Raw genomic sequence first — 13,907 nt, 5'->3', positions numbered from 1 at the left:
CGATCCGATCCGAAGGTCGCGTCCGGTGCCGGCGGCACCGGACGCAGTCCACCGCCGACGTTGAAAGGAACGGCGATGCCGGTCAACGACCTCTCCGACATCAGCGGGCTGGACGCGAAGCAACGGACCGTGCTCGCGCAGAAGCTCGAGATCACCAGCTGCTACGAGCTCATCATGGCCGACCGGCAGCGCGTCGTCGACGCGTTCGGCAAACGCGCCTACCGCCCCACCCTCAAAGACGTCGCCGTCTGGCAGGACGAGGCGCGCCGCGCGCACGCCGCGTCCGTCGGCACTTCCGTCCCGGAGGTCACGTCCTCCGGATGGGAGCAGACCGCCACGTTCGTCGTGGCGTTCGAGGAACGCCGGCAGAGCGAGAACACAGAACGCCGGATCGTCGCCGAACAGACCGAGATCGAACCCGAGGCCTCACCCCACCAGCGGGCCCAATGGCCGGGCTGGACGTGTGACGACGTCTGCCGCTGGATGCTCGAACGGGTCGGCGTACCGGCCGCCCCGCCCCCGCTCGTCCCGGCCCAGGCCACGTCCACGGAGACCGGCGGCGACGCCGAAACACCCGCCGAGACCGCACTTTCAAAGATCGACATCGAGCGGGTGACCCTCGTGGACTCCCGCGGCGACATCGAACTGGCGGCGGACTCGCACTCCATCCCCGAGACCCGTCATCTCTGGTACCAGCCGGCACGACTACTCGTGACTCTGAGCGCCACCCGAACCGGAACGACGCCCTCCGCCGTCCTGCAACTCGTTCAGATAGGCGGCCGGAAGCACATCGTCCCCGGAACCCTTGATGACGCGGCCCGCACGGCCGAGATCACTCTGAACGGCCTGCCCGACGGCGACTACCTCCCGACCATCGTGATCCGTGTCCCGGACGGCTCGTCCCTGCCCAACGTCCTGAAACTGCCACCGGTCGAACTGCTCAGCCCGTCCGGCTCCAGGTGATGGAGAACGCGGACCGGAGCCCGATCCGTGCGGGTGAGCGGTACCGCGGCGGCCTCTGCCCCGGCCTGTCCGTCGTGCGGTCCGTCAGCCTCGCTCGTCCATCCCGCTGACCTTCGTGGTGGAGAAGGCCGATGTCGCCTCCTCGACCGGGATATCGGTCTTCGCGAGCCGGTCCGCCGTTCAGGCTCGCGCTGGACGAGCCGCGGTCCAAGCCGGTCGGTCAGCTGTGCGCGATCGACCGCCAGACGTGCAGGGCCCAGTTCAGATCGGAGGGTTCGTGGAACAGGCAGGACAGCTCCACCAGGGTGGTTCCGTCGAGCGCGAACCCGTGAAGCTCCCAGTGGTCCTCTCGCTGGAGCCAGAACGCGTGCCGGAGCGTCCCGTCGGGCGCGGTCTCGGTGATCCGGTCTTCGGGCGCCGTGTCGGGCGCGTCCTCCAGAACCCGGCGCAGGTGGTCTTCCGGGCCGGCCGGGGCCGACGTGCGGAGCACGTCGACGAGGACGAGCCTGCCCGGCTCGGAGAACCGGTCCTTGGTTCCGTCGCCTCGGGCCTCCATACCCGCCGTCCGCTCGACCGACCAGGTGGCGTCGAGCGCGACCCGCACGGGGATCGGGAGGGCGTGGCCGAACCGGCTGAGCACCCGGTCGCGGTCCCACTCCTCATCGACCACCCTGGAGAGCACGGGGTGGGGTGAGGATCGGGCGACCGGCAACTCGCCGACGTCGCGGACGTCCACGAGGAGTTCCGCGCCGACGATCTCCTCTCCCCAGGGCTTCACGAGGTTGGCCACCCGCCCCGTCGCGGTGAACCCGGCGTAGGCCGGGTCCTCCCAGATCTCGTCCGCGCGGAGCAGGTCCTCCTCGGAGACCTCGATCCAGATCCCGAGCCAGAGCTCCACTCCGCCCGTCAGCCGCACCGGCAGCAGGCACCGCAGGAAGCCGCCCTCGCCGGCGACGCGCAGGAGTCCTTTGCGCAGCCAGGTCAGGTCGGATTCGGGCCGGCCGAGCGCCGGGTCGGGCAGTCGGAAGCCGACGTCGATCCGGTCGGTCTCGGTGAGGGCGGCGCCGCAGCACGCGCAGGCGGCGGTCATGGACCATGATCGTAGTAGGCCGGGACCACCGAACGTTTTTCACCAGGCGTAGCAGGGCGGGCGGGTCACAGCGTGATCGCATCCGGTGCCCTGGGAAGATCCGGTGTCCTGGGAAAAGAAGAAGCTGTTGGTACGAGAGGAGTCGGAACAACGGCAGCGTGGTCAGATGCCCGACTCCTGGCCGAGTTCGACGAGTTCGGCGTCGGCGGCGCGGCCCGGCACTCTCTTGTATGCCTTGAGATCGTCGAGTCCGTTCGCGAATGGCCACGACTCGTGGCATCGCGTCCGAGCGGTACCGCACATGGCTACAGGAGCGACAGGAGGCGAGATGAAATCGGACAACTCCGCGCTTGCGGCGATCTTCGACGAGCCCGGTGAGATAGAGGAGATCGAACGGCGGGCCGCCCGGCGGCTGGTCGGGCTGCGACTGAGCGAGATCCGCAAGCGCCTCGGACTGACGCAGTGTGAAGTGGCCGAGCATATGGGCGTGACCCGACGACGGGTCTCCGCCATCGAGACCGGCACCCTGGACGTGGTCCGCGTGTCGACATTGGCGTCCTACGCCGAGGCGCTGGGCGGTGCCCTGGACATCGCCATCGACATCCGCGGCCGACATCTCAAGATCGATTGAGCCGGGTTCCGGTGCGGGCTCGGGCGTCGATCGGTGTCCCGGGAGCGAGTTGCAGCCCCGCCGCCTTGAGTTCCAGCAGATCCGAACGCGGTACGGCCGCGGCCAGGTAGGCCCCGTGCGCGATCCGTTCGAGGACACCGGCTTGCTCAAGCCGAACCAGATCACGCCGGGGCGCTCCGGCCTCTCGCGCCTGACGCATCGTGAACAGGCCCCATTGCGCCTCCGCGATCATCGACACCGCCGCCAGCACAATCGGGACACCTATGGCGCGCCTGTCCCATAGTTGAGACAACCGTGCCTCCACAATCCGGCGACGCTGCCGCCTGAAACCCTTGTCCATATTCAGAAGGAAGCCCCGTCCGCGTCATCAACGACTGGCCGCTGACCTCGCTTCGACACGCCTTAGAGTCGGAGGCATGGAAATCTGGCACAACCCGAAGTGTTCCAAGAGCCGTGCGGCCAAGGATGCGTTGGCGGACGCGGGGTGTGAGATCCGGGAGCGGCGGTATCTGGAGGACGGGCCGACCGCGGCGGAGATCGAGGACGTGCTCGGCAAGCTGGGGCTCGAGCCTTGGGACATCACGCGGATGGGAGAACCCCTCGCCAAGGAGCTGGGGCTGAAGGACGCCGAGCGGGACCGGAAGGCGTGGGTGGAGACCCTCGCCGCGCACCCCTCGCTGATCCAGCGGCCGATCGTCATCACCGACGACGGGCGCGCTTACGTGGCGCGGGACGAGGAGTCGATCAAGAAGGCGCTCTCCTGATCCTCGGGGTCGGGCCGCCTGTTCTCCGGCGGCCCGACCCTTTTCCTTTTTCTGGAAATCTCACGTTCTCGGTGCACATGGCAGACGTTTCCGGAAGACCTGTGATACACAAAAATCACGAGAGGTATCCGGGAACGGGGAGCGCCGATGAGCATGCGGTCAGGTCCGGCCAGCCGCGACCCGAACTTCCGGGGGATCGACCCCGCCGCGCTCGGGCAGGTGGTCCAGCAGCTGCAGCGGGCGGCCGGGGACATCGAGCAGTGGCTGCGCGCGAATCCCGCGCCGGCCGGGGTGTCCGCCGCCGGGTACCAGCAGGCGCGGGCCGTCCAGCAGTGGATCACCGACCAGCTCGGCATGCTGACGCGGCGGCGCAACCTCGCCCTGGCACAGCGGGAGGAACCGGACGTCAAAACGCCGACGGCTCCCGAACTCGGACGTGACGTCACGCCGAGCAAGCCGAATAACAACGCTTCCAACGGGCTTTCCGAGGCTTCCAGTCCGACGCCCGGGAACACCACTGATGCCGCTCAACCCGGCACGTCCGGAGAGAACGGCGACAACAACAAGCCGCCTCAAACTTCACCTGTAGGCGACAACAACACCGATCAGCCCGTCGTCAATGGGAACGACGCCGACCAGCCCGCCGGGAACGACTCCCCCGCCGAGCCCGCCGAGCCCGCCGCGCCCCCCGGCACCGGGTCCGACCTGGGTGCCTTCGGCAGCACCGACGAGGCCATCAAGGTCGCCGTCACCGACGCCTACGCCACCAACACCGCGTTCCAGGGCGGTGCTCCGGTCGCGACCGGCGTCTGGAAGAACCTCACCGAGCACGCGAAGGATCCGGAGTACACGGCCGCCTACTACGAGCGGCTCGGTCCCGAGGGAACCGCCCGGCTCATCGACGCGGCCGAAGGCGACGAGGCCAAACTGAAGGCGATCACCCAGTCGATCGCCACCTCCGACAACCAGTTCCACATGGACTCCCGGTGGGTGGCGTCGCTGCTCGCCGAGGCCGACAAGCTCGGCAACCGGGCCGAGGTCCTTCAGGTCCTCCAGTCCACCCCGCTGGCCCCGCGGCTGGAAGACGCCGCGAAACTCACCACCGCGGCGAAAGTGAGCTGACCATGGGCATGCCCGCCGCTCCCCCTCCCCCGGGCAGCGTCCCCCCGCCCTACACTCCGGCGACGGTGCCTCCGGGCAGCGTCCCCAACCCCGCCTATCGCGAGCTGTTCCAGCGGTACAGCGCTGCCTACGGGAGCATCGATCAGATGCGGGAGGCGCTTAACCCCCCGTTCCGTACCTTCAACGCGACGGATGCCTGGCTGGGCCCGGAGGCTCGTACATGGGGTGATGACCTCGTGAAGAATCAAAAAAACCTCCGATCAGCATCAGACAAGATTCTGTGGGACATCTACGAAAAGCTGACCCGCACTGAACGGAGTCTGCCGACCGGTTGACCGCAGGTAAGTGTTCGGGCTTAGGCTCGGATAGGTGAGAGAGCCCACCCTGCGAGAGATCGACGCCAGGACGTTCCGGCGCATGCTCAACGCTCTGCTCGATGTGTACATAGCCGCGATGAACCCGCCGAGGAGTCAACTCCCCGGACGTCAGGCGATCATGCAGCGGCACGCGGACCACCCCCGTTTCCGGGCCTTCGTCGTGGAGCGCCGACGCACCCTCGGCAGCACGATCGTCGGCTTCATCTACGGCTTCCACGGCTCGTCCGGGCAGTGGTGGCACGACGTCGTGGAGTCGGAGTTGTCCGCCCGGAGCGGCCACGAGCACGCCGAGCACTGGCTGGGTGACGCCTACGAGGTGGCCGAACTCCACGTTCACCCCGACTACCAGGGCATGGGGCTGGGGCGGAGACTGCTGACGACCCTGTGCACCGACCGGCCCGAGAGCACCGTCGTGCTCTCGACCCTGGACCGGAGGCCCGAGACCCCGGCCCACCGGCTCTACCGGTCCGTGGGGTTCGTCGACCTGCTCAGCTCCTTCGAGTTCCCCGGCGGCGGCCCTCCCTACGCGGTGATGGGCGCGCCGCTGCCGCTCGTCCGGGTGCCCCTCGCCGGGAGCTCCAAGCCCTGACGCGGGCTCAGACCGCGGCGTTCGTGTTGAGCAGCCCGAAGACCTCACGCGTCGCGGTCGACCGGTTCATGGTGATGAAGTGGATGCCGGGCGCGCCGGCGTCCAGCAGCTCCTGGCAGAGCTCGGCGCAGTGCTCGATTCCCATCTGCCGCAGCGCCTCGGGGTCGTCCGCGACGGAGCGGAACCGTTCGGCCAGCTCCGGCGGGAACGGCGCGCCGGACAGCTGCTCGGAGCGCTCGATCGTGCTGAGCTGCGTGACGGGCATGATCCCCGGCAGGATCGGGATGTCGCAGCCCTGCGCGGCCACCCGGTCCCGGAGCCGGAAGTAGTCCTCGGCACGGAAGAACATTTGAGTGATCGCGTAGTCGGCTCCGGCCCGGCACTTCTCCACGAACCGGCGAGTGTCGGCCTCGATGTCAGGGGAACGCGGGTGCTTGTAGGGGAAGGCCGCGACGCCCACACAGAAGTCACCGCAGGCCTTGATCAGCCGCACCAGCTCCTCGGCGTACTCGACGCCCTCGGGGTGGCGGACCCACTCGCCCATCGGGTCGCCGGGCGGGTCTCCCCTCAGGGCGAGCAGGTTGGTGACGCCGACCGAGGCGAATCGGCCGATCAGCTGTCGCAGCTCGGCGACGGAGTGGTTCACCGCTGTGAAGTGCGCCACAGGGGTGAGGGTGGTGTCGGTGGCGATCCGCTCGACGATCTCCACCGTGGTGTCACGGGTCGATCCGCCCGCCCCGTAGGTGACCGAGACGAAGGTGGGCCGCAGCGCCTCCAGTTCGCGGATGCTGCGCCACAGGTTGATCGCCCCCTGCTCCGTCTTCGGCGGGAAGAACTCGAAGGAGAAGGACTTCTCGCCACTGGCGAGGAGCTCACGGATGGAGGGGCGTGCGGAGGTCATGGGAGAAGATTACCGATCCGGCGCCGACCAGGAGATGAGAGGGACCAGAGAAACAACAGAACACCCAAAGGTACAGAAATCGATCGTTCGCCATTAGGCTGGCGCGCATGACTTCGAGCCGCGTCCGCAAAGAGGTCGATGAGGCCCTTTACGCCTTCGTTGATCGGCAGCGTCCCGTTCTGCTCTCGATCACCGAGGACCTCTCCCCCATGCTCGGGGCCCTGGACGCCCTGCTGTCCGGCGGCAAGCGCCTGCGTCCCGCCTTCTGCTACTGGGGCTGGCGCGGAGCGGGCGGCGCGGACCGCCCGGAGATCGTGACGGCGGCCGCCTCCCTGGAACTCCTCCAGGCCAGCGCGCTGATCCACGACGACGTCATGGACGGCAGCGACACCCGGCGCGGACAGCCTTCGGTCCACCGCCGGTTCGAGGCCATGCACCGTACCGAGGGCTGGCCCGGCGGCGCCGAGGCGTTCGGCTCCGGCGCGGCGATCCTGCTCGGCGACCTGGTCCTCTCCTGGTGCGGTGAGATGTTCGACACCAGCGGCCTCCCCCGGGACGTCCTGGACGCCGGCCGTCCCATCTACGACATCATGCGCAGCGAAGTCATGTGCGGCCAGTACCTCGACATGCTCGAGCAGGCACGCGGCACCGGCGACGTCGAATCCGCCCTGCGGGTGGTCAAGTACAAGAGCGCCAAGTACACGATCGAGCGCCCCCTGCACCTGGGCGCCGCCATGGCCGGTGCCTCTCAGGCCGACCTCGACGCCCTGTCCGCTTATGGACTGCCCCTCGGCGCGGCCTTCCAACTCCGTGACGACGTTCTGGGTGTCTTCGGTGACCCCGCCGAGACCGGCAAGCCCGCCGGAGACGACCTGCGCGAAGGCAAGCGCACCGTTCTGATCGCGCTGGCCTACCAGAACGGCTCCGACGCCCAGCGCGAGGTTCTCACCCAGCGTCTCGGCGACCCCGAGCTCGACCTCGACGGCGTGGAAGAACTTCGCGCCATCCTCACCGAGACCGGAGCCCTGGACGGTTGCGAGTCCCTCATCGAGGACTTCGCCTCCGAGGCGTACAAGGCCCTCGGCGAGGCTCCCATCACCGACGAGGCCCGCGCAGCGCTCACCGACCTCACCGTCGCCGCCACCGCCCGCCGCGTCTGAGTTTCAGGGAGCAGGAGCCATCACGACCGCTTGGTTGGGAAAAGCCGTGATGATTTCGGTGACCAGCTTCTCAAAGCGCTCTCGCAGAATCGCCTGTTCGTCCGACTTCCGATAGCTGTCGAGCTCCAGGAAAAGTTCGGCACTCACGATCACGTTTCCCATGAGCACTTTCCAGCCCATCGCAACTTGGTTGTCTATCTCGGTTTTTTCATAGAAGAAGGCTCCATCACCGAGATCAACATCTTCAGCGATCAGCTTTGAATAAGGGTTCTTCTTCTCCTTCTGCAGGAGTGATTGGAAGATACTCATAGCCCGTTCAGACGCCCTCTCTCGCGTGGCCGACCGAATGAGGTTCAGCACCAAGTGCAGGCTGCGGCCACGCATGGCGACCTCGCAAGACTTCACATCATTGTGTTCTTTATAAACAGGGGCGGGCATCACCGAAGCAGCAGGAATCCCCGTTCCTTCTTCGATCTTCTCGGGCCCAACCGCCTCCAACAACCGACAACCCGATGGAAGTTCGACATACAAGATCGATGACACGGAACCAGGAGAAGAAATAATTCGATCTGGGCTCTTTGAGGTCTCGCCGGTCATCGAACCGACTTGGACCATGAGCACCGTTGCCACCACAAGAAACAACACTGGAATCAACAAAAATATGCGCCGTGACCGGCGTGCTTCCAAACGCCCAGGTACAGACTCAGTCGCTACAGGCGGAAGGGCTTTCGGGGAAACCAGATGCAGGTGCAGAGTCCCCGGCGCCCCTCCATTGCGTCCCAGACGGCCCTGTCCCGGAAAGCGGAGAGTCGTACCCGCCCCGACATCAGCCGGCAGATCGAGGGTGACCCTGCGAGACCCCGGCAGCGTGAGCGTGACGGTGGTGGCCGCCGGATCATGAGGGTGGTCCAGGTGGAGGTCGGCTCCGGTGACGGGGGCCAGCGAGGCGAGGCGTTCCACGAGTTCGTCGGCGGCGGGGCGGTCGCGGGGGTCGGGGGCGAAGGCCGGGTCCAGGACGTCGCGTAGTTCCGGGGAGAGCGTCTCGGCGGAGAAGAGGATCCGGGCGAGATCGGCGGGGCCGAGGCCGGACCAGTGGGCGTCGCGGCCGGTGGCCGCATAAGCGACGGTCGCGGCCCACGAGTAGACGTCTCCGGCCGGTTCGGCCCGGCCCGATGCGACGAGTTCCGGCGCCATGTAGGCGGGGGTTCCGCTGGCCCGGCCGTGGCGGGACAGGCGGGTGTCGTCCAGGGCGTGACTGATGCCGAAGTCGATGACGACGGGTGAGCCGTCCACGACCATGACGTTGGCGGGTTTGAGGTCGCGGTGCAGGTATCCGGCCCGGTGGACGGTGGTGAGCGCCCGGGCGAGCCCGTCGGCGAGCCGCCAGAGGGCGGCGGGGGGCAGGGGCCCGTCCCCGGTCACGACGTCCCGCAGCGACCGCCCCTGGACGTACCGGGTGGCCAGGTAGGGCGGTTCGGTGTCCAGGTCGTATCCGACGAGTTCGGCGAGGTGCTCGCCGCGCACCCGGGAGAGCGCCTCGGCCTCGCGCCGCAGCCGGACACGCAGGTCCGGCCTCGTGATGAGGTCCGCGCGGATCGTCTTGACCGCCAGCAGTGTCCCGTCGGGGGCCCGGGCCAGGTACACCTCGCCCATCCCGCCCGAGCCGAGGTGTTCCAGCGGACGGTACGGGCCGATCTGCCGGGGGATCTCCATGGTCCGGCAAGGCTAATCGGCGGCGCGCGGCGCGGGGAAGTCCCGGAAGCCGGGACGTGCCCAAGCAAGCGCTACCCCGCCCCCCTATATTCGAACCGAATCAGTTTCGGTTATGTCGAGGAGGACGGGCGATGGCCGGTCGGGTGTTCGTGGTCGGGGTCGGGATGACCAAGTTCGAGAAGCCGGGATCCCGGGACTGGGAGTACCCGGACATGGCCAAGGAGGCCGTGGGCAAGGCCCTGGAGGACGCCGGCGTCGCCTACGAGAAGGTCGAGCAGGCCTACGCCGGGTCGATGTACGGGTCGATGGGCCAGCGCGCCCTCTACGAGACCGGCATGACGGGCATCCCGGTGATGACGGTCGCCAACGCCTGCGCGACGGGCTCGTCCGCGCTGTTCCTGGCGCGCAACGCGATCCGGGGCGGCCTGGCCGACTGCACGCTGGCCCTCGGCATGGAGAAGATGCAGAAGGGCTCGCTCGGCGCGGGCATGGGGAGCTCGAAGGTCACCATCATCGACCACCACCTGAAGGCGATGGTGGAAGGCCGGGGCGGCTGGGAGGCCGCGGCGCCGATGCCGCAGATGTTCGGCAACGCGGGCCGCGAGCACATGGAGAAGTACGGCTCCAAGCCCGAGCACTTCGCCTGGATCGGGTGGAAGAACCACAAGCACTCCACCAACAACCCCTACGCCCAGTTCCAGGACGAGTACACCCTCGAGGAGGTGCTGAACTCGACCATGATCTTCGACCCGCTGACCAAGCTGCAGTGCTCCCCCACCTCCGACGGCGCCGCCGCCGCGATCGTGGCCAGCGAGCGGTTCGTGGACGAGCACGACCTGTGGGACCGGGCGATCGAGATCGCCGGCCAGTACATCTCCACCGACACTCCCGACAGCTTCGAGGACAAGTCCTCCATCAACGTCGTCGGCTACGGCTGCTCCGAGCGGGCCGCCAAGCGCGCCATGGACGAGGCCGAGATCTCCATCGACGACGTCGACGTCATCGAGCTGCACGACTGCTTCAGCGCCAACGAGCTCATCACCTACGAGGCCCTGGGCATGGCCGAGGTCGGCGAGGCGCACAAGCTGATCGACGCCCAGGCCACCACCTACGGCGGCAAGTGGGTCGTCAACCCGTCCGGAGGCCTGATCTCCAAGGGCCACCCGCTGGGCGCCACCGGCATCGCCCAGTGCGCCGAGCTGACCTGGCAGCTGCGCGGCCAGGCCGGCGCCCGCCAGGTCGAGGGCGCCCGCGTCGCGCTGCAGCACAACATCGGCCTCGGCAGCGCCTGCGCCGTCGCGGTCTACAAGCAGCCCGCCCGCTGACCCGTCTTCTCGTGCGGCCCGCCGTCTCCTCCGGGCCGCACGAGAACCTTCCCCGCCGTCCGCGCGTCATAGCGGAACGTCCCCCCGCCACCGGACCGCAGAACGAAGGTGACGTGTGGACGCACAGTACTCCCCGATGAAGAGCTCCTCTTCACACGCGCAGGACCCCTACTTCCAGGGGGTCCTCCACGCCTGCCGGAGCGACGACCCCCGGCAGGTGATCGAGGCGCTCGACGCCCTGAGCAACGAGGACGACCCCGCCCTCGGGCCCTTCGTCCTCTCCCTGATCCCCCGGTGGCGGCACGATCCGCACGTCCTGGAAGCCGTCCTCGACACCTACGAGTACTTCCCGTCCTATGAAGGGGCCCTCGAGGTCCTCCCCTTCCTCCGTCACCCCGCCCCCGCGGTGGTCGTGAGCGCGATGTCGGTCCTGGACACCGTCGAAGACGCCCGGCTGGCCGAACGGGCGTTGGAGGAATGCCTCTGGATCTTCCAGAACCACGAACCGGAGGCGGTCACAGGCGTCCTGTACACGCTCAGCGACCTCCACCGATGGTACGGCCCGAACCCCGTCACCTCGGGCCGGATCATCGGCGTGCTGGCGGAGCTGCTGGAGCACCCCGCGCGGGAGGTGCGCGTCGCGGCGGCCGAGAGGCTGATGTGGCCCCTCAAACCGTGGGCCGACGCCGGCGCCGATGCCCTGCTGCCCCGGCTGCTGGACTCCCCCGACCCGGCGATCTGCGCGTCCACGCTCGCCCGCCTGGTCTCCCGGGGCGACAAGGCCGCGCTCGACCGGCTGGTGGAGATCCTGCGCGGCCCCGACCCCGAGCCGGAGTTCGTCTCCGCCACCGGAAGGGCCGCCTACGACTCGAACAAGCTGAAGAGCGTCCTGCGCAAGGAGCTGAAGCGGCTCCGCAAGAACGGCTGGGTCGACCGTGACCCGGCGAACCGCACCAAGCCGATGGAGCGGGCGCTGGACTGGCTGAAGTGGGACTGGCTCGGCTGGCTGTGACCTCCGACGGCCCTTCCCGCCCTACGTCGGCTCAAGACGTGGTGACGCTCTCCAGCAACGTCGCCGCCAGCCTCCGTACGGCCTCCTCCAGCTCCGGGGGCTCCCGGACGGTGAACCGGCCGCCGAGCCCCGCCAGCAGCGCGGCCATGCCGTCCAGCGAGTCCGCGCGGGTGCGCAGGAGTGTCCCGTCGCCTTCCTTCGACAGTGTGCCCACCGACGGCGGGACGCGTTTCCCCACCTCTTCCAGGGGCGCGTGGAGGACCACTTCGACCCGGTGCGTGTAAGGCACGTTCGCCAGTGACCGCGTGACGTGCTGGACGGGATCGGCGTCGGAGGGGATCTCGTAGGTCGCCGTCCCGGGGGTGACCGAGAGCACCCTGTCCACCCGGAAGGTGCGGGTCTGCGACGAGCGGTGGTCGTGCCCCGTCACGTACCAGCGTCCGGAGTGGAACACCAGCCCGTAGGCGTCGAGTTCGCGTTCGGACTCCGCGCCCTGGTGCGAGCGGTACCGCAGCGTCACGCGCCGCCGCTGCCGCACGGCCGCGGCCAGGCCGAGCACCTTGTCCGCGTCCGGGGTGACGGCCTGCCGTTCGGCGAGCGTGAACCCGAGGGCCTCCCGCAGCGCCTCGACCCGCTCCCCCAGCACGGTCGGCAGCACCCGGCGCACCTTGGCGAGCGCCGCCTCGGCCGCGGTCGCCGCCAGTCCCAGCCGCCTCGCGGCCAGCAGCCCGAGCACCGTGGCCGTCGCCTCGTCGTCGCTCAGCATCAGCGGCGGCAACTTGTAGCCGGGCATCAGCCGGTATCCGCCGTACCGACCGCGTTCGGCGACGACCGGGATGCCCAGCTCGTCGAGCCGGCGCGCGTACCGCCGGACGGTCCGCTCGTCCACGCCGAGCCGCTCCGCCAGCTCGGCCCCGCCCATCCGGTGGTGCGCCTGCAGCAGCTCCAGCATGGCCAGCACCCGGGTCGTGGGATATGACACGGATCACCTTTCTTTACCGGACAGGTTCTGTCCGGTAACCACCCTAGCTTCGGATCCACGCCCCGAGGGAAGGGCGACATTGACGCAAGGAAAGGTGCCGAAGAATGGCGACTTACGTACTGGTTCCCGGTTTCTGGCTCGGCGCCTGGGTGTGGGACGAGGTGGCGGCGGTCCTGCGCGAACAGGGCCACGAGGTCCTCCCCGTGACCCTCACCGGCCTGGCCGAGCGCGCCGCCGAGGCCTCCCCCGAGGTGAACGTGGACACCCACGCCCAGGACATCCTGGACGTCATCGGCGACCGCCGGGATGTCGTGCTCGTCGGCCACAGCGGCGCGAACCTGCCGGTCACCGCGGTGGCCGACCGGATCCCGGAGCAACTCGCCAGGGTCGTCTACGTCGACACCGCGCCCCTCCCGTCGGGCATGGCGCAGATCGACTTCCAGGAGCCGCAGGAGCAGGCCGCCGTCCGGGCGGCGGTGGGCGACGGATTCACCATCCCGGTGCCGGACTTCGCCGACGCCGGCTTCACCGAGGAGCAGCGCGAGCACGTCCTCGCGCACGCCACGCCCGAGCCGTTCGGCGCGGCGACCCAGCCCCTGGTCAGGCCGCGGGAGCGCACGGCCGTCCCCAAGACGATGATCTGCTGCACCATCCCCCTGGCCGCGGTCCGCTCCATGATCGGGACGGTGCCGGCGTTCTCCGAGCTGTCCGGCCCGGAGTGGACCTTCCACGAGCTGCCCACCGGGCACTGGCCGATGGTGACTCTGCCTGCGCGACTCGCTTCCTTGTGCTAAATCTGAATGGTGTTCACTATCAGGCCGACGAGCAGATCCGAACTGTCCAAGGCGGTCGCCCTGGACGAGAACCGGGACGCGGCCCGGAGCGTCGCATGGGATCGCGACACCGGGCGCGCCTGGCACGAGCAGGTCTTCGAGGACCCCGCCCAGGAACACCTCGTCGGGGAGATCCGCAACACGATCGTGGGGTTCGCGGTCCTGGGCGGGGTCGGCTCCCCCCGGATCGAGCTGCGCCGGGTCGTCCTCTCCCCCCAGTGGAGCGGTGAGGGCGTCGCCCGCATGTTCCTGCGCGAGCTGGTCGACCGCGCCCACGGCCGGTACGCGGCCCAGGAGGTCTGGACCAACATCCGGTCGGCGGACGAGGAGTCCCGCGCGTTCTACGCCGGCGAGGGGTTCACGCTCGCCGACGGCCGGCCGTCGATCCACCTCGCCCCCGACGGCAGCACCGCCACCCTGACGGTCATGACGCACCGGCGCTGAG

Annotated in this window: 16 protein-coding genes; 10 read left to right on the top strand and 6 right to left on the bottom strand. The window is 68.8% G+C overall.

Going from position 1 to position 13,907, the window contains the following annotated elements; genetic code table 11:
* Nucleotides 1-75 precede the first annotated feature (75 nt).
* Nucleotides 76-963: a hypothetical protein gene (locus ABGB12_RS08645; protein ID WP_347675746.1), complete on the top strand. Its 888-nt coding sequence runs from the start codon at nucleotides 76-78 to the stop codon at nucleotides 961-963.
* A 220-nt stretch (nucleotides 964-1,183) separates the two neighbouring features.
* Here the strand turns inward: ABGB12_RS08645 and ABGB12_RS08640 are convergent, their stop codons facing one another.
* Both ABGB12_RS08640 and ABGB12_RS08635 read right to left on the bottom strand, forming a co-directional pair.
* A complete protein-coding gene (locus ABGB12_RS08640; RefSeq protein WP_347675745.1) occupies nucleotides 1,184-2,053 on the bottom strand; it encodes a DUF2199 domain-containing protein in 870 nt (289 codons plus the stop codon).
* A gap of 162 nt (nucleotides 2,054-2,215) precedes the next feature.
* Entirely contained in the window at nucleotides 2,216-2,356 is a 141-nt protein-coding gene (locus tag ABGB12_RS08635) for a hypothetical protein (protein WP_347675744.1), read from the bottom strand.
* Between the two features lie 25 nt (nucleotides 2,357-2,381).
* Here ABGB12_RS08635 and ABGB12_RS08630 point away from each other — a divergent pair, with 25 nt between their 5' ends.
* Nucleotides 2,382-2,684, top strand: coding sequence for a helix-turn-helix domain-containing protein (locus ABGB12_RS08630; RefSeq protein WP_347675743.1), 303 nt, complete (start codon nucleotides 2,382-2,384; stop codon nucleotides 2,682-2,684).
* On the opposite strand, the gene ABGB12_RS08625 is transcribed toward ABGB12_RS08630, so the two are convergent.
* On the bottom strand, nucleotides 2,671-3,024 hold the full coding sequence (locus ABGB12_RS08625; protein ID WP_347675742.1) for a type IV toxin-antitoxin system AbiEi family antitoxin domain-containing protein: 354 nt from the start codon (nucleotides 3,022-3,024) through the stop codon (nucleotides 2,671-2,673). The genes ABGB12_RS08630 and ABGB12_RS08625 overlap by 14 nt on opposite strands.
* A gap of 76 nt (nucleotides 3,025-3,100) precedes the next feature.
* Here ABGB12_RS08625 and ABGB12_RS08620 point away from each other — a divergent pair, with 76 nt between their 5' ends.
* From ABGB12_RS08620 to ABGB12_RS08610, 3 genes are all read left to right on the top strand, one after another.
* Complete coding sequence (locus ABGB12_RS08620; protein WP_347675741.1) at nucleotides 3,101-3,448, top strand: ArsC/Spx/MgsR family protein; 348 nt, start codon at nucleotides 3,101-3,103, stop codon at nucleotides 3,446-3,448.
* A 147-nt stretch (nucleotides 3,449-3,595) separates the two neighbouring features.
* Nucleotides 3,596-4,570, top strand: coding sequence for a hypothetical protein (locus ABGB12_RS08615; RefSeq protein WP_347675740.1), 975 nt, complete (start codon nucleotides 3,596-3,598; stop codon nucleotides 4,568-4,570).
* A gap of 369 nt (nucleotides 4,571-4,939) precedes the next feature.
* On the top strand, nucleotides 4,940-5,536 hold the full coding sequence (locus ABGB12_RS08610) for a GNAT family N-acetyltransferase (RefSeq protein WP_347675739.1): 597 nt from the start codon (nucleotides 4,940-4,942) through the stop codon (nucleotides 5,534-5,536).
* A gap of 7 nt (nucleotides 5,537-5,543) precedes the next feature.
* Here ABGB12_RS08610 and metF read toward each other — a convergent pair whose 3' ends face one another.
* On the bottom strand, nucleotides 5,544-6,437 hold the full coding sequence (metF, locus tag ABGB12_RS08605) for a methylenetetrahydrofolate reductase [NAD(P)H] (RefSeq protein WP_347675738.1): 894 nt from the start codon (nucleotides 6,435-6,437) through the stop codon (nucleotides 5,544-5,546).
* 107 nt (nucleotides 6,438-6,544) lie between these two features.
* Here metF and ABGB12_RS08600 point away from each other — a divergent pair, with 107 nt between their 5' ends.
* The gene (locus ABGB12_RS08600) at nucleotides 6,545-7,597 is read left to right on the top strand and encodes a polyprenyl synthetase family protein (RefSeq protein WP_347675737.1); all 1,053 of its coding nucleotides are present in this window, start codon (nucleotides 6,545-6,547) and stop codon (nucleotides 7,595-7,597) included.
* A gap of 3 nt (nucleotides 7,598-7,600) precedes the next feature.
* On the opposite strand, the gene ABGB12_RS08595 is transcribed toward ABGB12_RS08600, so the two are convergent.
* Nucleotides 7,601-9,310, bottom strand: coding sequence for a protein kinase (locus ABGB12_RS08595; protein ID WP_347675736.1), 1,710 nt, complete (start codon nucleotides 9,308-9,310; stop codon nucleotides 7,601-7,603).
* Between the two features lie 131 nt (nucleotides 9,311-9,441).
* On the opposite strand from ABGB12_RS08595, the gene ABGB12_RS08590 reads away from it, so the two are divergent.
* Nucleotides 9,442-10,635, top strand: coding sequence for a lipid-transfer protein (locus ABGB12_RS08590; RefSeq protein WP_347675735.1), 1,194 nt, complete (start codon nucleotides 9,442-9,444; stop codon nucleotides 10,633-10,635).
* Between the two features lie 115 nt (nucleotides 10,636-10,750).
* Nucleotides 10,751-11,647, top strand: coding sequence for a hypothetical protein (locus ABGB12_RS08585; RefSeq protein ID WP_347675734.1), 897 nt, complete (start codon nucleotides 10,751-10,753; stop codon nucleotides 11,645-11,647).
* A gap of 31 nt (nucleotides 11,648-11,678) precedes the next feature.
* Here ABGB12_RS08585 and ABGB12_RS08580 read toward each other — a convergent pair whose 3' ends face one another.
* A complete protein-coding gene (locus tag ABGB12_RS08580) occupies nucleotides 11,679-12,629 on the bottom strand; it encodes a YafY family protein (protein WP_347675733.1) in 951 nt (316 codons plus the stop codon).
* 104 nt (nucleotides 12,630-12,733) lie between these two features.
* Between ABGB12_RS08580 and ABGB12_RS08575 the strand changes: the two genes are divergently transcribed.
* A complete protein-coding gene (locus ABGB12_RS08575) occupies nucleotides 12,734-13,423 on the top strand; it encodes an alpha/beta fold hydrolase (RefSeq protein WP_347675732.1) in 690 nt (229 codons plus the stop codon).
* A 9-nt stretch (nucleotides 13,424-13,432) separates the two neighbouring features.
* Entirely contained in the window at nucleotides 13,433-13,906 is a 474-nt protein-coding gene (locus tag ABGB12_RS08570) for a GNAT family N-acetyltransferase (protein ID WP_347675731.1), read from the top strand.
* Nucleotide 13,907 lies beyond the last annotated feature (1 nt).

It is taken from the genome of Actinocorallia sp. B10E7 (genome assembly GCF_039871655.1).
In the GTDB taxonomy this organism is placed as follows: domain Bacteria; phylum Actinomycetota; class Actinomycetes; order Streptosporangiales; family Streptosporangiaceae; genus Actinocorallia.
The sequence above is the reverse complement of the archived record's forward strand: the minus strand, read 5'-3'. Positions and strand labels throughout refer to the sequence as shown.

Coding starts and splice junctions, on each gene's coding strand:
- ABGB12_RS08645 (WP_347675746.1), top strand. CDS start 76: ATGCCGGTCAACGACCTCTCCGACATCAGCGGGCTGGACGCGAAGCAA.
- ABGB12_RS08640 (WP_347675745.1), bottom strand. CDS start 2,053: ATGACCGCCGCCTGCGCGTGCTGCGGCGCCGCCCTCACCGAGACCGAC.
- ABGB12_RS08635 (WP_347675744.1), bottom strand. CDS start 2,356: ATGTGCGGTACCGCTCGGACGCGATGCCACGAGTCGTGGCCATTCGCG.
- ABGB12_RS08630 (WP_347675743.1), top strand. CDS start 2,382: ATGAAATCGGACAACTCCGCGCTTGCGGCGATCTTCGACGAGCCCGGT.
- ABGB12_RS08625 (WP_347675742.1), bottom strand. CDS start 3,024: ATGGACAAGGGTTTCAGGCGGCAGCGTCGCCGGATTGTGGAGGCACGG.
- ABGB12_RS08620 (WP_347675741.1), top strand. CDS start 3,101: ATGGAAATCTGGCACAACCCGAAGTGTTCCAAGAGCCGTGCGGCCAAG.
- ABGB12_RS08615 (WP_347675740.1), top strand. CDS start 3,596: ATGAGCATGCGGTCAGGTCCGGCCAGCCGCGACCCGAACTTCCGGGGG.
- metF (WP_347675738.1), bottom strand. CDS start 6,437: ATGACCTCCGCACGCCCCTCCATCCGTGAGCTCCTCGCCAGTGGCGAG.
- ABGB12_RS08600 (WP_347675737.1), top strand. CDS start 6,545: ATGACTTCGAGCCGCGTCCGCAAAGAGGTCGATGAGGCCCTTTACGCC.
- ABGB12_RS08595 (WP_347675736.1), bottom strand. CDS start 9,310: ATGGAGATCCCCCGGCAGATCGGCCCGTACCGTCCGCTGGAACACCTC.
- ABGB12_RS08590 (WP_347675735.1), top strand. CDS start 9,442: ATGGCCGGTCGGGTGTTCGTGGTCGGGGTCGGGATGACCAAGTTCGAG.
- ABGB12_RS08575 (WP_347675732.1), top strand. CDS start 12,734: ATGGCGACTTACGTACTGGTTCCCGGTTTCTGGCTCGGCGCCTGGGTG.